The organism is Salmonella sp. SAL03688 (genome assembly GCF_046551895.1).
Lineage (GTDB): Bacteria > Pseudomonadota > Gammaproteobacteria > Enterobacterales > Enterobacteriaceae > Salmonella > Salmonella enterica.
This window is the reverse complement of the sequence record NZ_JBGDVI010000016.1, coordinates 34,094-49,565: the sequence shown is the minus strand read 5'-3', so window position 1 is coordinate 49,565 and position 15,472 is coordinate 34,094. Positions and strand designations below refer to the sequence as shown.

Below are 15,472 nucleotides of genomic sequence, written 5' to 3'. Positions count from 1 at the left end.
TGAATACCGCGCCTGTCAGCCCGGCATGAAAGGGCAGGTTGTTGATCTTGCCATGTATAATGCCGGTATTCGTAATCCGCAGGGACTGGCAGTCAATCCCTGGAGCGGCGCGCTATGGCTGCATGAACACGGTCCGCGCGGCGGCGATGAAATTAACATCCCGGAAAAAGGCAAAAATTATGGCTGGCCGCTGGCCACATGGGGCGTCAACTATAGTGGTCTGAAAGTGCCGGAAGCCAAAGGTGAAATTGTCGAGGGAACGGAGCAACCGGTTTACTACTGGAAGGATTCTCCGGCGATCAGCGGGATGGCTTTTTATGCCAGCGACGTTTTTGCGCCGTGGCGGCACAAACTGTTTATCGGCGCGCTAAAAGATAAAGAGGTCATTGTGATGCGCGTCGATGGCAATACGGTGACGGAAGAAGGCCGTATTCTGGGTGACAGAAAGCAGCGTATTCGGGATGTGCGTGTCGGACCTGACGGCTACTTATATGTGTTAACCGATGAGTCCGACGGGCAGTTACTCAAGGTAAGTCCTGCAGCCACGCGTTAGGTCACCGGGATCATCACCACTTTGCGAAAAGCAGGGCGCTCGGTAAGCTGCTGATACCAGCGTTCCAGATTCGGGCGCGGCGTCCATTTCAGACCCACGTTCAGCAGGTTATAGACGAAAGGCGCAATAGCGATATCGCCGGTGCCAAAGTTATCCCCGGAAAACCACGGCTGGTGGGCCAGCGCATCATCAAGAAGCGCAAACAGGCTGTCACACTTTTCGATACCAGCTTCAATTGCCGCCTGGTCGCGTTTTTCCGGCGGGGTTCTGACCAGTCCCATCAGGATCACGCGGTGCGCCGGGCTTAACGTTTGATTCGCCCAGTCCATCCATTTTTCGCCCTCCGCACGCCGCGCCGGATTATCAACCCATAGCCGATTCTGGCCGTATTGCGCCGCCAGATAGCGGACAATGGCATTGGATTCCCACAATAACAGGTCGGTTTCATCATCTTTAAGCAGCGGCACCAGCCCATTGGGATTCATCGCCAGATAGTCGGCATCCTGGTTAACGCCGAATTTTCCGCCTGCCAGAATTTGATCGTATGGCAGTTCCAGCTCTTCAAGCGTCCACAACACTTTTTTAACATTAGTCGAGTTGTTCCGGCCCCACAGCGTAATCATATTAACCCCTTCCGTTTTATCAGGATGATGACAGTAATCGGCCTACCGTGAGATAAACCTAACATTTACACAATGGTCTGTAAAAAAATCGTTATGAAGGAAGCGTAACGGGATGTTATTGCATAAACTTTAAAAACTTTACCAAGTTACGGTTTCTTTAACGTCGTGAGTGCGTTATTACTCACCGCACTTATTACACGGTGGTGTGACGTGTGTTTTTGGAATGGATACTCGGGTGGTACTATGACGCAATACGCTTCTTCCCTTCGTAGCCTCGCGGCAGGTTCGGTTCTCTTATTCCTTTTCGCTTCGCCTGTAAAGGCAGAGGAACAAACGATCGCGCCGCCGGGCGTTGATGCGCGAGCCTGGATCTTAATGGATTACGCCAGCGGTAAAGTACTGGCGGAAGGCAACGCCGATGAGAAACTTGACCCTGCCAGTTTGACAAAAATTATGACCAGCTACGTGGTGGGCCAGGCGCTGAAGGCAGGGAAAATCAAGTTGACCGATATGGTAACGGTGGGCAAAGATGCCTGGGCGACGGGGAACCCGGCGCTACGTGGGTCGTCGGTGATGTTTCTGAAGCCAGGCGATCAGGTGTCTGTTGCGGATCTTAATAAAGGCATCATCATTCAGTCAGGTAATGATGCCTGTATCGCGCTTGCCGACTACGTCGCCGGAAGCCAGGAGTCCTTTATCGGCCTGATGAACGCCTATGCGAAACGACTGGGATTAACGAATACAACCTTCCAGACGGTACACGGTCTTGATGCGCCAGGGCAGTTCAGTACCGCTCGCGATATGGCGTTGCTCGGCAAGGCCTTGATTCACGATGTGCCTGACGAATACGCCATTCATAAAGAGAAAGAATTTACTTTTAATAATATTCGTCAACCAAACCGCAACCGCCTGTTGTGGAGCACCAATCTGCATGTCGACGGCATGAAAACGGGGACAACGGCAGGCGCTGGGTATAACCTTGTCGCCTCCGCCACCCAGGGCGATATGCGCCTGATCTCTGTCGTGCTGGGGGCGAAAACGGACCGTATTCGTTTTAATGAGTCAGAAAAACTGTTGACCTGGGGTTTCCGTTTCTTTGAAACGGTCACGCCGATTAAACCTGACGCGACATTCGTGACGCAACGGGTCTGGTTTGGCGATAAGCGTGAGGTCAATTTGGGGGCGGGCGATGCGGGGTCTGTGACGATTCCGCGTGGGCAGCTTAAAAACCTGAAGGCCAGCTTTACGTTGAACGAACCACAGCTCACGGCGCCGTTGAAGAAAGGGCAGGTTGTCGGCACCATCGATTTCCAGCTTAACGGAAAATCCATTGAGCAACGCCCGTTAATGGTGATGGAAAACGTCGAGGAGGGGGGATTTTTCAGCCGGATGTGGGATTTTGTGCTGATGAAACTCCATCAGTGGTTTGGCAGTTGGTTCTCGTAAAATAACTCCGTTGCCGGGTGCGCGTCGCATCCGGCAAACCTGCGGTTAATACATCAGAGTAATTTGTTGCGCTTTAGCGTAGGCCACAAAGGCCTCATCGGGACGGCGGTCGCTGATAATCGTATCAAAGCGTGATAATTCCCCCATCCGCGCCGGACGTACCTTGCCGAATTTACTGTGATCCACCACCAGTACATGGCTCTGTGCCATTGTCATGGCCCAATGTTTTACCGGCAGCTCTTCCAGATTAAAGCAGGTAGCGCCTTTACTGGTATGAACGCCGGCGGCGGAATAAAACGCGATATCCGGACAAATATTGTTTAACGTTTCATGGAAATCAAGCGGTTTGAAAATGGCGTTGCTGGCGTGAAACTCCCCGCCGCTGAGGATGGCGCGGCAATGGGGTTTGTCCTGCAGCGCCAGGAAGGTATTAAGTGAATAGCACACCGCCGTAAAGGGAAGGTCATTATCAATGGCTTCAATGATCCACGGCGTGGTGGTGCCACAGTCAATAAATACCGTCTGATGCGCTTGTACCAGGCCCGCAGCCAACTGAGCGGCTCGGCGTTTTTCTTCCACCAGACGAGATTTTTGATCGCTTAACAGATAATGACTGGCGCTGCGGGGCTCCAGTACGATATAGCCGCCCAGCAACACGACAGGCGCGCTTTTATGGTTCAGGTCGCGACGAATGGTCATTTCAGAGACGCCCAACAGGGTCGCGGCTTCTTTAAGATGAAGTTTATCGCTGCGTTTTAAGGCCTGCAGCAATTGACCAATACGCTCGTCGCGTCGCGTTTCCATAGTTCCCCTGGAGAGTTAAATAAGCGCTCCGCACCATACAGAGCGCTTAATATTACTCTTTTTTTCGCTATTTAGTCACGTACCCAGCCTTTTCGAATGGGCAATGCGAAACAGAAACGGTAACAACGTTGCAGCGCCTGGTAGAGCGGCGCGCCGTACCACTGCCAGATCAGTTGCGCGCTCAGGCAGCCAAGCATCGCTACCAGCAGCGCGCCAATCATATCTAACGGCCAGTGTACGCCGAGATAGACGCGCGACCAGGCGATGGTAATGGCTATCGCCATCATCACGATGCCTGACCAGAGGCGGTGCCAGAACAAAAACGCCAGCGCAAAGGTAAAAATCACCGTACCGTGATCGCTGGGGAAAGAGTCATCGGCGGCATGATGCAGGAAGTTATAGCCGATATGATCGACAAACGGACGGTCGTGCGGGAAAAGGTGTCCCATTGTCCAGGAGACCGCCAGACTGATAATCAGCGCGATGCCGATTTTAACGATCAGCTGGCGCTGGGCGCAGACCCGATCGCGGGGACCCCACAGCCAGAGTACCACGGCTAAGAGCGGGACGATGTTGATGACATCTTTGGCGATAAAGATAGCGAGCGAAATTGTCCACTGCGCGGAATCAGGCGTGGCGTTAATAAAATAAAACAGCGAGTTGTTAAGGTTTTCCAGCATAACATCCAGGCTCGGAGCAATGAAATCAAAAGGGATAGCCAGCTCATCCCCGTGCAAACTGAGCATAAATGCAGCGTAACAGAGAGGAAAAGCAGTATTGTCTTATTTGGCGGCAACATGAAGAGATTTAAGACAATGGCATAAAATAATGTCGATGATAACGGCGCAAACTTAAATTAACCTTAAAGTACGCAAGCGCTAAGCGGCTTTCTGTAAAAATGTGCGCTATTTCCCTTGCAGCCTCATAATTCGCTATCTCAGTTCCCCGACTTTCATTACACTCTGCGCGGTTTTTATTGGCGAAGAGATGGTATGCAGAATCGTTTACAATCAGGCGGCAGGCTGGGACGTCAGGCGCTGCTTTTTCCTCTCTGTCTGGTGCTGTACGAGTTTTCTACTTATATTGGCAACGACATGATCCAGCCGGGTATGCTGGCGGTGGTTGAGCAGTATCAGGCGGGCCTGGACTGGGTTCCGACATCCATGACCGCTTATCTGGCGGGCGGTATGTTCTTACAGTGGCTGCTTGGCCCGTTGTCTGACCGGATTGGCCGTCGTCCCGTGATGCTGGCGGGCGTCGTGTGGTTTATTGTCACCTGCCTGGCGACGTTACTGGCGAAAAACATCGAACAATTTACCTTCCTGCGTTTTTTGCAAGGGATTAGCCTGTGTTTTATCGGCGCTGTAGGGTATGCCGCTATTCAGGAATCCTTTGAGGAAGCGGTGTGTATAAAAATTACCGCGCTGATGGCGAACGTGGCGTTAATCGCGCCGCTACTGGGACCACTGGTTGGGGCGGCATGGGTGCATGTTCTGCCGTGGGAGGGGATGTTTATTTTATTTGCCGCACTGGCCGCTATCGCCTTTTTCGGGCTACAGCGCGCAATGCCGGAGACCGCCACGCGGCGGGGCGAAACGTTGTCATTTAAGGCGCTGGGCCGTGACTATCGGCTGGTGATAAAAAACCGGCGGTTCGTCGCAGGGGCGTTAGCGCTGGGATTTGTCAGCCTGCCGCTGTTGGCCTGGATTGCGCAGTCGCCGATTATCATCATTAGCGGCGAACAGCTCAGCAGCTATGAATATGGTCTGCTGCAGGTGCCCGTTTTTGGCGCGCTCATTGCCGGTAATCTGGTGTTGGCGCGTTTAACCTCCCGACGTACGGTTCGCTCGCTGATCGTGATGGGCGGCTGGCCTATCGTCGCGGGGCTGATCATCGCCGCGGCGGCGACGGTGGTTTCATCCCATGCTTATTTATGGATGACGGCGGGATTAAGCGTATACGCTTTTGGCATTGGGCTGGCGAATGCCGGACTGGTGCGTCTGACGCTCTTTTCCAGCGATATGAGTAAAGGAACGGTCTCGGCGGCGATGGGAATGCTACAAATGCTGATTTTTACCGTTGGCATTGAAGTCAGTAAACACGCCTGGTTAAGCGGCGGCAATGGGTTATTTAGCCTGTTTAATCTGGCAAACGGTATTCTTTGGCTACTGCTGATGCTGGTCTTCTTAAAAGATAAGCGGACGGGGAATTTGCAAACAGTCTGAGAGAGCGGCTACGCCTGATAAGCTTTCTGTTATCAGGCATAGAGAGGCATCCGCTAGACGTTGAACGGCGGCTCGTTGTTTAATACGCTGTCGATAATATCCAGCACGCCTTCCTGGTTGTTCGATCCGGCGCGGTATTTCGCCGCCGCCGCGACCGCCTCGCTGGCGTGCGACATGGCAAAACTAAACCCGGCCTGACGCAGCATCTCAATATCGTTGCCGCCGTCGCCGAATACCACCACTTCACTATCATGAATGCCCCAGCGCTGCTGTAACAGATGCAGGCCGTTGGCTTTATGCACGCCGGGAATAATTAAATCAATACTGCCATAGCCGGTATGAACGGGGACCATGATATCGCCAATGGCGTCGTGCAGCGCCGCCTGTACTTCCGGTATCCGTTCATCGGTAATATTAAGGCCGAATTTGAAAAAAACATCGTTGATGTTGTTAAAATTATCCACAAACTCCAGACGATGATAATACATTGCCGCAACGGCTTTTAACGCATCGTTGTACCGTTTCAGCGTATAGGCGCTGTTTTTTCCACAGGCGATAATCTCCACATCGGCGCGTGTGAGCAGGTGTTCGACAACCGTCTGGAAGTCGGCTTTTGTCAGCTCGCCGTTAAAAATATCCTCTCCTTCGCTGACCACCCAACCGCCGTTTTCCGCGACAAAAGCGATTTCGTGCGCAATTTCCGGAAAGAACGAGATTAACTGGTAATACTGGTTGCCGCTGGCCACGACAAAGCGAATGCCTTGCCGCTTCATTTGTTGGTACTGCGCCATAAACCGGTCACGGTTATAGGTTTTTTGATCGCTCAGAAAAGTGCCGTCCATGTCGACGGCGATTAATTTGATACTCATGCGTTATGCTCCATCACCGGTTGCGGAGTCGATACAGGTTTGGCGACGGCCTTCGCCACCAGCGCCGCCAGAATAACCAGCGCCAGCACAACCATCATGGCGCTGCGTAATCCATAATGCTCTCCCAGATAGCCCAACAGCGGCGGCCCGACCAAAAACGCCAGATAGCCGGTCGTGGCGACAACGCTCACGCGCGTCGGCGCGTCGGGACCGGTATCGCTGGCGGCGGAAATGGTCAGCGGGAAGCCGAGCGAAGCGCCCAAGCCCCAAAGAATGACCGAGACGCCGGCAACCCAGTCGCTATCGACAAAAATAATCAGGCCAATGCCCAGCGCTCCCATTAACGCGCTGGCGCGAACAACCGTCACCCGGCTATAGCGGTCAATAAACCAGCCGCCGGTAAAGCGGCCAACGGTCATACCAAGCGTGAAACCGGCGTAGATCAGAGAGCCGGAGGTTGGGCTAAAACCGTGTCCGTCTACCATCAGTAGCGGCAGCCAGTCATTCGCAGAGCCTTCGGCGAATGCCATTGCCAGCACCACCACGCCAATAAGCAAAAGCTGGATGTCCCGATAAAAAGGTAATCCTTTTTCCTGAAGGTGAGCATCTTCCGATGCGTTTTTACCCGTACCGTCAGGGATCGCCCGAATGGCGATAAAAATGGGCGCGATCGCCACGGCAGCCGCGAGGATGATATGGATGTTAGCCGGGACGCTTAATGCGGTTAACGCCATGCCGACACCAGCGCCCGCCAGCGTGCCGAAACTGTAAAAACCATGCATCATCGGCAGAACGGTTTTATTCAGCTCGCGTTCGACCGCCGCGCCTTCGACATTAATCGCCACTTCGGCGGCGCCAAAACTGGCGCCGAAAACGGCTAATCCAAGGGCAAAAATCAGCGGCGAGGCGCACCACAGCGCGACGCTAAGAATAACCATCCCGCCTACTGCGCAGGTCATCGTCGTGCGAATAACCTTCCGGGTGCCAAATCGTTTCACCAGCCAGGCGGAACAAAGAATACCGCTCATTGAACCGATAGAAAGCCCGAATAAGACCGCCCCCATTTCCGCGGTAGAGACGGAAAGAATATCCCGAATAGCAGGCGTTCGGGTTGCCCAGGAGGCCATCAGCAGTCCGGGTAAAAAGAAGAACATAAACAGCGCCCAGGTACGGCGTTTTAAGGCGTTACGTGAGGAGAGGACGGTCATAGCGTCAGGCCAGAAAATAGAAGCGAGAGGTAAACATTAGCAAGCTTGTGTACATTTGTACATATCGTCGTCATACTTCGTTGTGCAGACAGTTTTTACTGTCTGTTTTTTCAGCGTAAGCGGCAGGCTACTATCGCCTGCATCCTGAATGAGATGTGGAACTCATCATGAAAGAAAATGCCGTAAGACGCGCCAATGATCCTAAGCGACGGGAAAAAATAATTCAGGCCACACTGGAAGCGGTAAAGACCTATGGCGTTCATGCCGTGACGCACCGGAAAATCGCCGCTATCGCTCAGGTGCCGCTTGGCTCGATGACCTACTATTTTGCCGGTATGGATGCGTTATTGAGTGAAGCTTTTACACTTTTCACCGAGAACATGTCGCGTCAATACCAGGATTTTTTTGCGCAGGTGACGGATGCGGAGGGGGCGTGCCAGGCGATAACGGAAATGATTTACGGCTCGCAGGTTACGACGCCGGATAATATGGCGTTAATGTATCAGTTATATGCCTATGCCAGCGATAAGCCAGCGTTAAAAACAGTCATGCAAAATTGGATGCAGCGTAGCCAGAATACGCTGGCGCAGTGGTTTGACGCACAGACCGCCCGCGCGCTGGATGCGTTTATCGAGGGGATGATGCTGCATTTTGTAACGGATCGAACGCCGCTGGTGCGTGAAGCGATTTTACAGATGGTAAAGCGAATCGCCGGAGAGTCAATGTCGTGTCACTCTGCGTCAGGCAACAAAAAACCCACCAACCTTGAACCGAAATGGCGGGGTTGATGGGCTCCACAAAATGGGGACATCAAAGAAAAGCAGTGGCAATAGGTATGACTGATGCTTTAACGAAAAGTTCGACCTATTGGCAAAATTTTTTCACTTAAAGGCAAACTTCAGTTTTATCCTAACCCCGGCCAGATGATGACAATAAGCGTCCCCGCCAGCGTTAGCAGAACGTTGGCGATGGCGTAAGTCCCCGCATAACCCAGCGCTGGAATATTACTGCGCGCCGTATCGCTAATGATTTCCATCGCCGGGGCGCAGGTACGCGCGCCCATCATGGCGCCGAACAGCAGCGCCCGGTTCATGCGCAGCACATAAGCGCCAAACAAGAAGCAGATCACCACCGGTACCAGGCTGACGACAAGCCCGGCGATCAGCATTTGTCCGCCGACCGCGCCCAGACCGTTGCTGATACCGCTGCCGGCGCTTAAACCAACGCCTGCCATAAACACCATCAAGCCGAATTCTTTCACCATGTTAAGCGCGCCCTGCGGAATATAACCAAAGGTAGGATGGTTAGCGCGCAGGAAACCGAGCATGATCCCGGCGAACAGCAATCCGGCCGCGTTGCCGATGCCGAAACTAAAATTGCTGAACTGGAAGGTAATCATCCCGATCATTAACCCGATGATAAAAAAAGCGCAGAAGGCGAGCAGGTCCGTCACCTGACTATGGATTGAAATAAAACCAATGCGATCGGCGATGGTTTTTACGCGTCTGGCGTCGCCGCTCACCTGTAACACGTCGCCTTTATTCAGCACGACGTTATCGTCGATAGGCATTTCGATCTGGCTGCGGATGATGCGGTTAAGGAAGCAGCCATGATCGGTCAGCTTGAGCTGAGCGAGGCGGCGACCGACCGCATTGTGGTTTTTCACCACAATTTCTTCCGTCACGATGCGCATATCAAGCAGATCGCGATCAAACACTTCCTTACCATTACGGAAGCTGGGATCGAGCCTGGCGTGCGCGTCCGGATAGCCGACCAGCGCAATCTCATCGCCCATTTGCAGCACCGCATCGCCATCCGGATTCGCCAGAATACCGTTACGGCGAATACGTTCGATATAGCAACCTGTCTGGCGGTAAATACCCAGCTCGCGCAGGTTTTTGCCGTCAGTCCAGGCCACCAGTTCCGGACCAACCCGATAGGCGCGGATAACCGGCAAATAAACTTTGCGATTAGCATCGGTATCCAGACCGCGCTCGCGAGCAATTTGCTGGGCGCTGGTTTGCAAATCCTGATGCTGTAGTTTAGGCAAGTAGCGCGCGCCCACGATCAGACTGACCAACCCAATCAGATAGGTCAGGGCATAGCCCAGGCTCAGATTATCAAGAGCGGAGGAGAGTTGGGTGCTGGCGATGCCGGAATGTCGCAGAGTATCGCCTGCGCCAACCAGCACGGGCGTGGAAGTCATTGAGCCGGCCAGCATACCGGCCGTCAGGCCGATATCCCAGCCGAATAGCTTACCAAGGCCTAAGGCGATTAGCAGAGCGCTACCGACCATGACCAGGGCAAGCATCAGATAATTTTTACCGTCGCGAAAAAAAATCGAAAAAAAGTTGGGGCCAGCCTCGACGCCGACACAAAAAATAAACAGCATAAATCCCAGATTTAGCGCGTCGGTGTTAATACTAAAGTGTTGCTGCCCTAATAATAGAGAGACCACTAAAACGCCAATGGAATTACCAAGTTGGACTGAACCCAGACGTAACTTGCCAAGACACAGGCCAAGAGCCAGGACCACAAATAATAACAGGATGTAATTCCCATTTAACAAATCTGCGACGTTTATATTCACGGAGACTAACTTCTTGTTTACGAGTAAGCTGTTGAAAGAAATGGTAATTTACGCTACTGTTTTTATCATGAATTAAGGGTGCAATCGTATTGCATACAGCATCCAAATAAAAACAACACAACAATATATCCTGCTAGTTTAATCTTATTGCGTACTAACGGCTATAAGAATCGTGCAGGTGTGTTTTTGGCATGGAATGCCACATGACTTTATCTGACTGGATGCCTCACGGCGGAAAGCGTGTTCGATAGAGAGTGTCAGGAGGAACGATTGAAACATAAACACGGGTGGGCAAGCGTTGTCTGCTGCTTTGTACTCTTTATTGTGGTGTGTCTTTCATTAACTATGCATGTACAAGGCGCTTTTCGCGCGGCAGGGCATCCTGAGATTGGACTGTTATTTTTTACGTTGCCTGGCGCGGTGGCCAGTTTTTGTTCTCACCGGCGCGAGGTGATCCGACCGCTGATCGGGGCGATGCTGGCGGCGCCGTTTTGCCTGGTGTTAATGCGCGTGGTATTTATGCCTACCCGATCGTTTTGGCAAGAACTGGCGTGGTTATTTAGCGCCGTATTCTGGTGTGCGTTAGGCGCGCTCTGCTATTTGTTTATTAGCAGCCTGTTTAGCCACCGGCGAAAAAAACGCCGATAGCGCCCTCCGGCAGAGGGCGTTGCCAGAGCAATCAGGCGAAAAGATTCAGATTTTCTTTTGCCCATGCTTCAAAATCCGTACAGCCGCCGATATGTTTTTGATCGACAAAAATCTGCGGTACGGTTTCTACAGGTTTACCTACGGTTTTTTCCAAATCCGCTTTAGTAATGCCTTCAGCATGGATATCAATATAGCGGTAGTTGAAATCGTCGCGTTCTTTGCTCAGTTTTTCCGCCAACTCTTTTGCACGCACGCAATAAGGGCACCCTGGGCGGCCAAAAATAACAGTAAACATATCTCTCCTCGAACATAAAGCCAGACGGCGAACAGGTGTTATCATGCCGCTATTTACGGCAGATGAAAAGCAGGTTACGCCTGTTCCTTTGATAACCCAGGGCTATATCTGTTAAGCACGCCGGACCAGAACGTTCTACACTGTGCGTCAGTTAACCGGGAGGCTTGATATGCGCACGATTGGCGTGTTACCCAAAAGCGTACTGATACTGGAATACCTCGGTATGATTTTGCTGGCGCTTGCTCTGCTATCGCTTAATCATTACCTTACGCTGCCCGCGCCGTTCAATACGCCGCTGGCTGGCGTATTGATGGTTTTCCTCGGCGTCGTGTTGATCCTCCCCGCCGCGGTGGCGATGATGTGGCGTATTGCGCAGTTACTGGCGCCGCAGTTGATGAAACGTCCACCCGACATTTCTTCCCGTTCAGATAGAGAAAAGCATAATGAATCCGACCATTGAACTTCTTTGTGGCCATCGTTCTATTCGCCATTTCACCGATGAACCCGTGACTGACGCGCAGCGAGAGGCCATTATTGCCGCCGCGCGCAGCACGTCCAGTTCCAGTTTTTTACAGTGCAGCTCTATTATCCGTATTACCGATCGGGCGCTGCGCGAGGCGTTAGTGCCCCTGACGGGCGGGCAAAAGCATGTGGCGCAGGCCGCTGAGTTCTGGGTATTTTGCGCCGATTTTAATCGTCATTTGCAGATCTGCCCTGACGCGCAGTTGGGGCTTGCCGAACAACTGCTGCTCGGTGTCGTCGATACGGCGATGATGGGGCAAAATGCGCTGACGGCGGCGGAATCACTGGGGTTAGGCGGCGTATATATCGGCGGCATTCGTAACAATATTGAGTCTGTTACAGAACTGTTAAAATTGCCGAAGCATGTATTGCCGCTCTTTGGCCTGTGTTTGGGATGGCCTGCGGATAATCCGGATCTGAAACCGCGCCTGCCTGCCGAGCTTGTGGTTCATGAGAACCAGTATCAACCGCTTGATGAAAAGCTGCTGGCGCGCTATGACGAGCAGTTGGCTGAGTATTATCTGACCCGCGGCAGTAATACGCGACGCGATACCTGGAGCGATCATATCCGTCGCACCCTGATTAAAGAAAATCGCCCATTTATCCTTGAATATTTGCATAAACAGGGCTGGGCGACGCGCTAAAACCTGCGGGCCAGTGTATGATACGCGGGCTTTTCAGGGTTTTCAGCGAGGTGCAGGGTGAAAATTGCCATATTGTCCAGGGATGGAACGCTCTATTCTTGCAAACGTCTGCGCGAAGCGGCGATGCGGCGCGGCCATCTGGTCGAGATACTCGATCCTCTTTCCTGCTATATGAATATTAATCCGGCAGCGTCGTCGATCCATTACAAGGGGCGTCGTCTGCCCCATTTTGACGCCGTTATTCCCCGTATTGGTTCGGCCATTACCTTTTATGGTACCGCTGCGCTACGTCAGTTTGAGCTATTGGGTAGCTATCCGCTGAATGAATCCGTCGCCATTACCCGCGCGCGCGATAAGCTGCGATCGCTACAACTTCTGGCGCGCCAGGGGATCGATCTCCCCATTACCGGGATCGCCCATTCGCCGGATGATACCAGCGATCTTATTAAGATGGTTGGCGGGGCGCCGCTGGTCGTGAAGCTGGTAGAAGGCACGCAAGGGATCGGCGTGGTATTGGCGGAGACGCGTCAGGCTGCTGAAAGCGTTATTGATGCGTTTCGGGGGCTGAATGCCCATATCCTGGTTCAGGAATACATTGCCGAAGCTAAAGGATGCGATATTCGTTGTCTGGTCGTCGGCAATGAGGTTGTGGCGGCGATTGAGCGGTGCGCGAAAGCCGGTGATTTTCGCTCCAATCTTCATCGTGGCGGGGTGGCCAGCATCGCGACGATCACGCCCCGTGAACGGGATATCGCCATCAAAGCCGCACAGACGCTGGGGCTGGATGTGGCGGGTGTCGATATTTTACGCGCCGCGCGCGGGCCGCTGGTGATGGAGGTGAATGCCTCGCCGGGACTGGAAGGTATCGAAAAGACTACGGGCGTGGATATCGCGGGGCGAATGATTCAGTGGATAGAACGTCACGCTACGCCTGAATTTTGCCTTAAAATCGGCGGCTAATCGCAATCGTGGATTCCGCCGTAGTACGAAGCACGCTTTTTGCGTAAGCTGTGCCGGTAATTTTTTCATCGTCATCGTAAGAGGTAGCACATTATTATGATATCACTGGTCGTTCCCACTCTGGATACGTTGCGTCAATGGCTCGACGACCTGGGCATGAATTTCTTCGAATGTGATACCTGCCAGGCGCTGCATTTGCCGCATATGCAGAATTTTGACGGCGTCTACGATGCTAAAATCGATTTGGTGGACAACACCGTTCTTTTTTCCGCGATGGCGGAGGTCAGGCCTTCCGCGTTGCTGCCGCTGGCGGCCGATCTCTCTGCTATCAACGCCAGTTCGTTGACGGTAAAAGCCTTTCTCGATATGCAGGATGATAATCTGCCAAAACTGGTTGTGTGCCAGTCTTTATCCGTTATGCAAGGCGTCACCTACGAACAGTTCGAATGGTTTGTTCGCCAAAGTGAAGAGCAGATTTCTATGGTGATCCTTGAGGCCGGGGCGCATCAGCTTCTGTTTAACGCGGAAGAAGACGCGCAAAAAACCAGCGCAGTTGACCATTTTCTTCACTAATCCCTTCCGATAATCAGGCAGTCGCTGCCAGCGCGGCTGCTGTTTACACTTTTTTATGCTGCTATTAACCTTTATTTAAAGAATTATTCACCTCCTTTCTGACCATTTCGCTTTATCACATAGACAAAACCTGCATAAAAAATTGATAAAAGGCGTTTTTTAATCTGGGCTATAGCCTCAAACCTTAGCTAAAGTTATTCTTGCGAAGCTTCTATAGCGAGCTTGATGGCAGGGAGGGCGACCTCTCTTCTTCATTTGTATCAAATGAAAAGGTATGCACATTTCAGGCATGTTTTAAACCACGCCTAATGGGTTCATTTGTTAACGGATTTCAGAAGGAAAGCGATGATGACCGCCTTAAAGAAAAAATGGCTATCGGGTCTGGTTGCGGGTGCTCTGATGGTCGTCTCTGTCGGCACGCTCGCTGCCGAACAAAAAACGCTGCACATTTATAACTGGTCAGATTATATCGCGCCGGACACGGTGGCGAACTTTGAAAAAGAGACCGGGATTAACGTTATCTATGATGTCTTTGACTCTAACGAAGTGCTGGAAGGCAAGTTAATGGCAGGCAGCACCGGGTTCGATCTGGTGGTGCCATCGGCCAGTTTTCTTGAGCGCCAGCTCACCGCGGGCGTTTTTCAGCCGCTGGATAAAAGCAAACTTCCCGGCTGGAAAAACCTCGATCCTGAACTGTTGAAACTGGTAGCGAAGCACGATCCTGACAACAAATACGCCATGCCCTATATGTGGGCCACGACGGGCATTGGCTATAACGTTGATAAAGTGAAAGCGGTGCTGGGGGATGATGCGCCAGTGAATAGCTGGGATTTAGTCCTCAAGCCGGAAAATCTGGAGAAGCTAAAAAGCTGCGGCGTCTCTTTCCTTGATGCGCCTGAAGAAATTTTTGCCACCGTGCTGAACTATCTGGGTAAAGATCCGAATAGCAGCAAAGCGGATGACTACACCGGCCCGGCAACCGATCTGTTGTTGAAGCTACGGCCAAACATTCGCTATTTCCACTCCTCGCAATACATTAACGATCTGGCTAATGGCGATACCTGTGTAGCCATCGGCTGGGCGGGCGATGTCTGGCAGGCCGCTAACCGGGCGAAAGAGGCGAAAAATGGCGTCAATATCTCTTTCTCGATCCCCAAAGAGGGGGCAATGGCGTTTTTTGATGTGTTTGCCATGCCGGCTGACGCCAAAAATAAAGACGAGGCCTACCAGTTCCTTAATTATCTGCTGCGCCCTGATGTGATTGCCCATATTTCCGATCACGTTTTCTACGCCAATGCGAATAAAGAGGCGACGGCGCTGGTCAGCCAGCAGGTGCGCGATAACCCGGGAATTTATCCGCCGGCGGATGTGCGGGCCAAGTTGTTTACCCTGAAAGTGCAGGAGCCGAAGATTGATCGCGTCCGCACCCGCGCATGGACGAAGGTGAAAAGCGGTAAGTAATTTATTAACGGTATGGCCTGATAAGCGTGCGCTATCGGGCATTCCACCGTT

17 protein-coding genes are annotated in these 15,472 nt (G+C 52.4%); 10 read left to right on the top strand and 7 right to left on the bottom strand.

All coding sequences use genetic code 11. From position 1 onward, the window contains the following. Nucleotides 1-25 precede the first annotated feature (25 nt). Nucleotides 26-553, top strand: coding sequence for a PQQ-dependent sugar dehydrogenase (locus ACLJR2_RS16250; RefSeq protein ID WP_077945325.1), 528 nt, complete (start codon nucleotides 26-28; stop codon nucleotides 551-553). On the opposite strand, the gene ACLJR2_RS16245 is transcribed toward ACLJR2_RS16250, so the two are convergent. Next, the gene (locus ACLJR2_RS16245; protein WP_000631907.1) at nucleotides 550-1,176 is read right to left on the bottom strand and encodes a glutathione S-transferase family protein; all 627 of its coding nucleotides are present in this window, start codon (nucleotides 1,174-1,176) and stop codon (nucleotides 550-552) included. The two genes, ACLJR2_RS16250 and ACLJR2_RS16245, sit on opposite strands and share 4 nt — an antisense overlap. A gap of 243 nt (nucleotides 1,177-1,419) precedes the next feature. Here ACLJR2_RS16245 and dacC point away from each other — a divergent pair, with 243 nt between their 5' ends. Continuing rightward, the gene (gene dacC, locus ACLJR2_RS16240; RefSeq protein WP_000195712.1) at nucleotides 1,420-2,622 is read left to right on the top strand and encodes a serine-type D-Ala-D-Ala carboxypeptidase; all 1,203 of its coding nucleotides are present in this window, start codon (nucleotides 1,420-1,422) and stop codon (nucleotides 2,620-2,622) included. 45 nt (nucleotides 2,623-2,667) lie between these two features. On the opposite strand, the gene deoR is transcribed toward dacC, so the two are convergent. Then, nucleotides 2,668-3,426 carry a DNA-binding transcriptional repressor DeoR gene (gene deoR / locus ACLJR2_RS16235; protein WP_000450106.1) on the bottom strand — a complete coding sequence of 253 codons (759 nt, stop codon included), beginning with the start codon at nucleotides 3,424-3,426 and terminating at the stop codon, nucleotides 2,668-2,670. A gap of 71 nt (nucleotides 3,427-3,497) precedes the next feature. Next, complete coding sequence (gene ybjG, locus ACLJR2_RS16230) at nucleotides 3,498-4,106, bottom strand: undecaprenyl-diphosphate phosphatase (protein ID WP_001531378.1); 609 nt, start codon at nucleotides 4,104-4,106, stop codon at nucleotides 3,498-3,500. 312 nt (nucleotides 4,107-4,418) lie between these two features. Here ybjG and ACLJR2_RS16225 point away from each other — a divergent pair, with 312 nt between their 5' ends. Further along, nucleotides 4,419-5,651 (top strand): MFS transporter, encoded by a 1,233-nt coding sequence (locus ACLJR2_RS16225; protein ID WP_001181284.1) that lies wholly within the window; start codon nucleotides 4,419-4,421, stop codon nucleotides 5,649-5,651. A gap of 53 nt (nucleotides 5,652-5,704) precedes the next feature. Here ACLJR2_RS16225 and ACLJR2_RS16220 read toward each other — a convergent pair whose 3' ends face one another. Both ACLJR2_RS16220 and ACLJR2_RS16215 read right to left on the bottom strand, forming a co-directional pair. Then, nucleotides 5,705-6,520 carry a Cof-type HAD-IIB family hydrolase gene (locus tag ACLJR2_RS16220; RefSeq protein ID WP_000023550.1) on the bottom strand — a complete coding sequence of 272 codons (816 nt, stop codon included), beginning with the start codon at nucleotides 6,518-6,520 and terminating at the stop codon, nucleotides 5,705-5,707. Then, nucleotides 6,517-7,728: an MFS transporter gene (locus tag ACLJR2_RS16215; protein WP_000217418.1), complete on the bottom strand. Its 1,212-nt coding sequence runs from the start codon at nucleotides 7,726-7,728 to the stop codon at nucleotides 6,517-6,519. Before ACLJR2_RS16215 ends, ACLJR2_RS16220 begins: the two co-directional genes overlap by 4 nt. Nucleotides 7,729-7,895: 167 nt before the next feature. Here ACLJR2_RS16215 and ACLJR2_RS16210 point away from each other — a divergent pair, with 167 nt between their 5' ends. Beyond that, on the top strand, nucleotides 7,896-8,516 hold the full coding sequence (locus tag ACLJR2_RS16210; RefSeq protein WP_000661878.1) for a TetR/AcrR family transcriptional regulator: 621 nt from the start codon (nucleotides 7,896-7,898) through the stop codon (nucleotides 8,514-8,516). Between the two features lie 116 nt (nucleotides 8,517-8,632). Here ACLJR2_RS16210 and ACLJR2_RS16205 read toward each other — a convergent pair whose 3' ends face one another. Further along, nucleotides 8,633-10,318: an aspartate:alanine antiporter gene (locus ACLJR2_RS16205; RefSeq protein ID WP_001024850.1), complete on the bottom strand. Its 1,686-nt coding sequence runs from the start codon at nucleotides 10,316-10,318 to the stop codon at nucleotides 8,633-8,635. Between the two features lie 270 nt (nucleotides 10,319-10,588). Between ACLJR2_RS16205 and ACLJR2_RS16200 the strand changes: the two genes are divergently transcribed. Continuing rightward, nucleotides 10,589-10,966: an inner membrane protein YbjM gene (locus tag ACLJR2_RS16200; RefSeq protein WP_000680850.1), complete on the top strand. Its 378-nt coding sequence runs from the start codon at nucleotides 10,589-10,591 to the stop codon at nucleotides 10,964-10,966. 31 nt (nucleotides 10,967-10,997) lie between these two features. Here ACLJR2_RS16200 and ACLJR2_RS16195 read toward each other — a convergent pair whose 3' ends face one another. After that, nucleotides 10,998-11,261 (bottom strand): GrxA family glutaredoxin, encoded by a 264-nt coding sequence (locus ACLJR2_RS16195; protein WP_000495513.1) that lies wholly within the window; start codon nucleotides 11,259-11,261, stop codon nucleotides 10,998-11,000. Nucleotides 11,262-11,430: 169 nt separating this feature from the next. Here ACLJR2_RS16195 and ACLJR2_RS16190 point away from each other — a divergent pair, with 169 nt between their 5' ends. From ACLJR2_RS16190 to potF, 5 genes are all read left to right on the top strand, one after another. After that, nucleotides 11,431-11,721, top strand: a complete 291-nt coding sequence (locus tag ACLJR2_RS16190; protein WP_001259137.1) for a YbjC family protein — start codon at nucleotides 11,431-11,433, stop codon at nucleotides 11,719-11,721. Then, nucleotides 11,705-12,427 carry a nitroreductase NfsA gene (gene nfsA / locus ACLJR2_RS16185; protein WP_001070125.1) on the top strand — a complete coding sequence of 241 codons (723 nt, stop codon included), beginning with the start codon at nucleotides 11,705-11,707 and terminating at the stop codon, nucleotides 12,425-12,427. Before ACLJR2_RS16190 ends, nfsA begins: the two co-directional genes overlap by 17 nt. A 57-nt stretch (nucleotides 12,428-12,484) precedes the next feature. Next, the gene (gene rimK / locus ACLJR2_RS16180) at nucleotides 12,485-13,387 is read left to right on the top strand and encodes a 30S ribosomal protein S6--L-glutamate ligase (RefSeq protein WP_000684361.1); all 903 of its coding nucleotides are present in this window, start codon (nucleotides 12,485-12,487) and stop codon (nucleotides 13,385-13,387) included. A gap of 96 nt (nucleotides 13,388-13,483) precedes the next feature. Continuing rightward, the gene (locus ACLJR2_RS16175) at nucleotides 13,484-13,960 is read left to right on the top strand and encodes a YbjN domain-containing protein (RefSeq protein WP_000624814.1); all 477 of its coding nucleotides are present in this window, start codon (nucleotides 13,484-13,486) and stop codon (nucleotides 13,958-13,960) included. 348 nt (nucleotides 13,961-14,308) lie between these two features. Beyond that, the gene (gene potF / locus ACLJR2_RS16170) at nucleotides 14,309-15,421 is read left to right on the top strand and encodes a spermidine/putrescine ABC transporter substrate-binding protein PotF (RefSeq protein ID WP_000125769.1); all 1,113 of its coding nucleotides are present in this window, start codon (nucleotides 14,309-14,311) and stop codon (nucleotides 15,419-15,421) included. The last annotated feature ends 51 nt before the right edge of the window (nucleotides 15,422-15,472 follow it).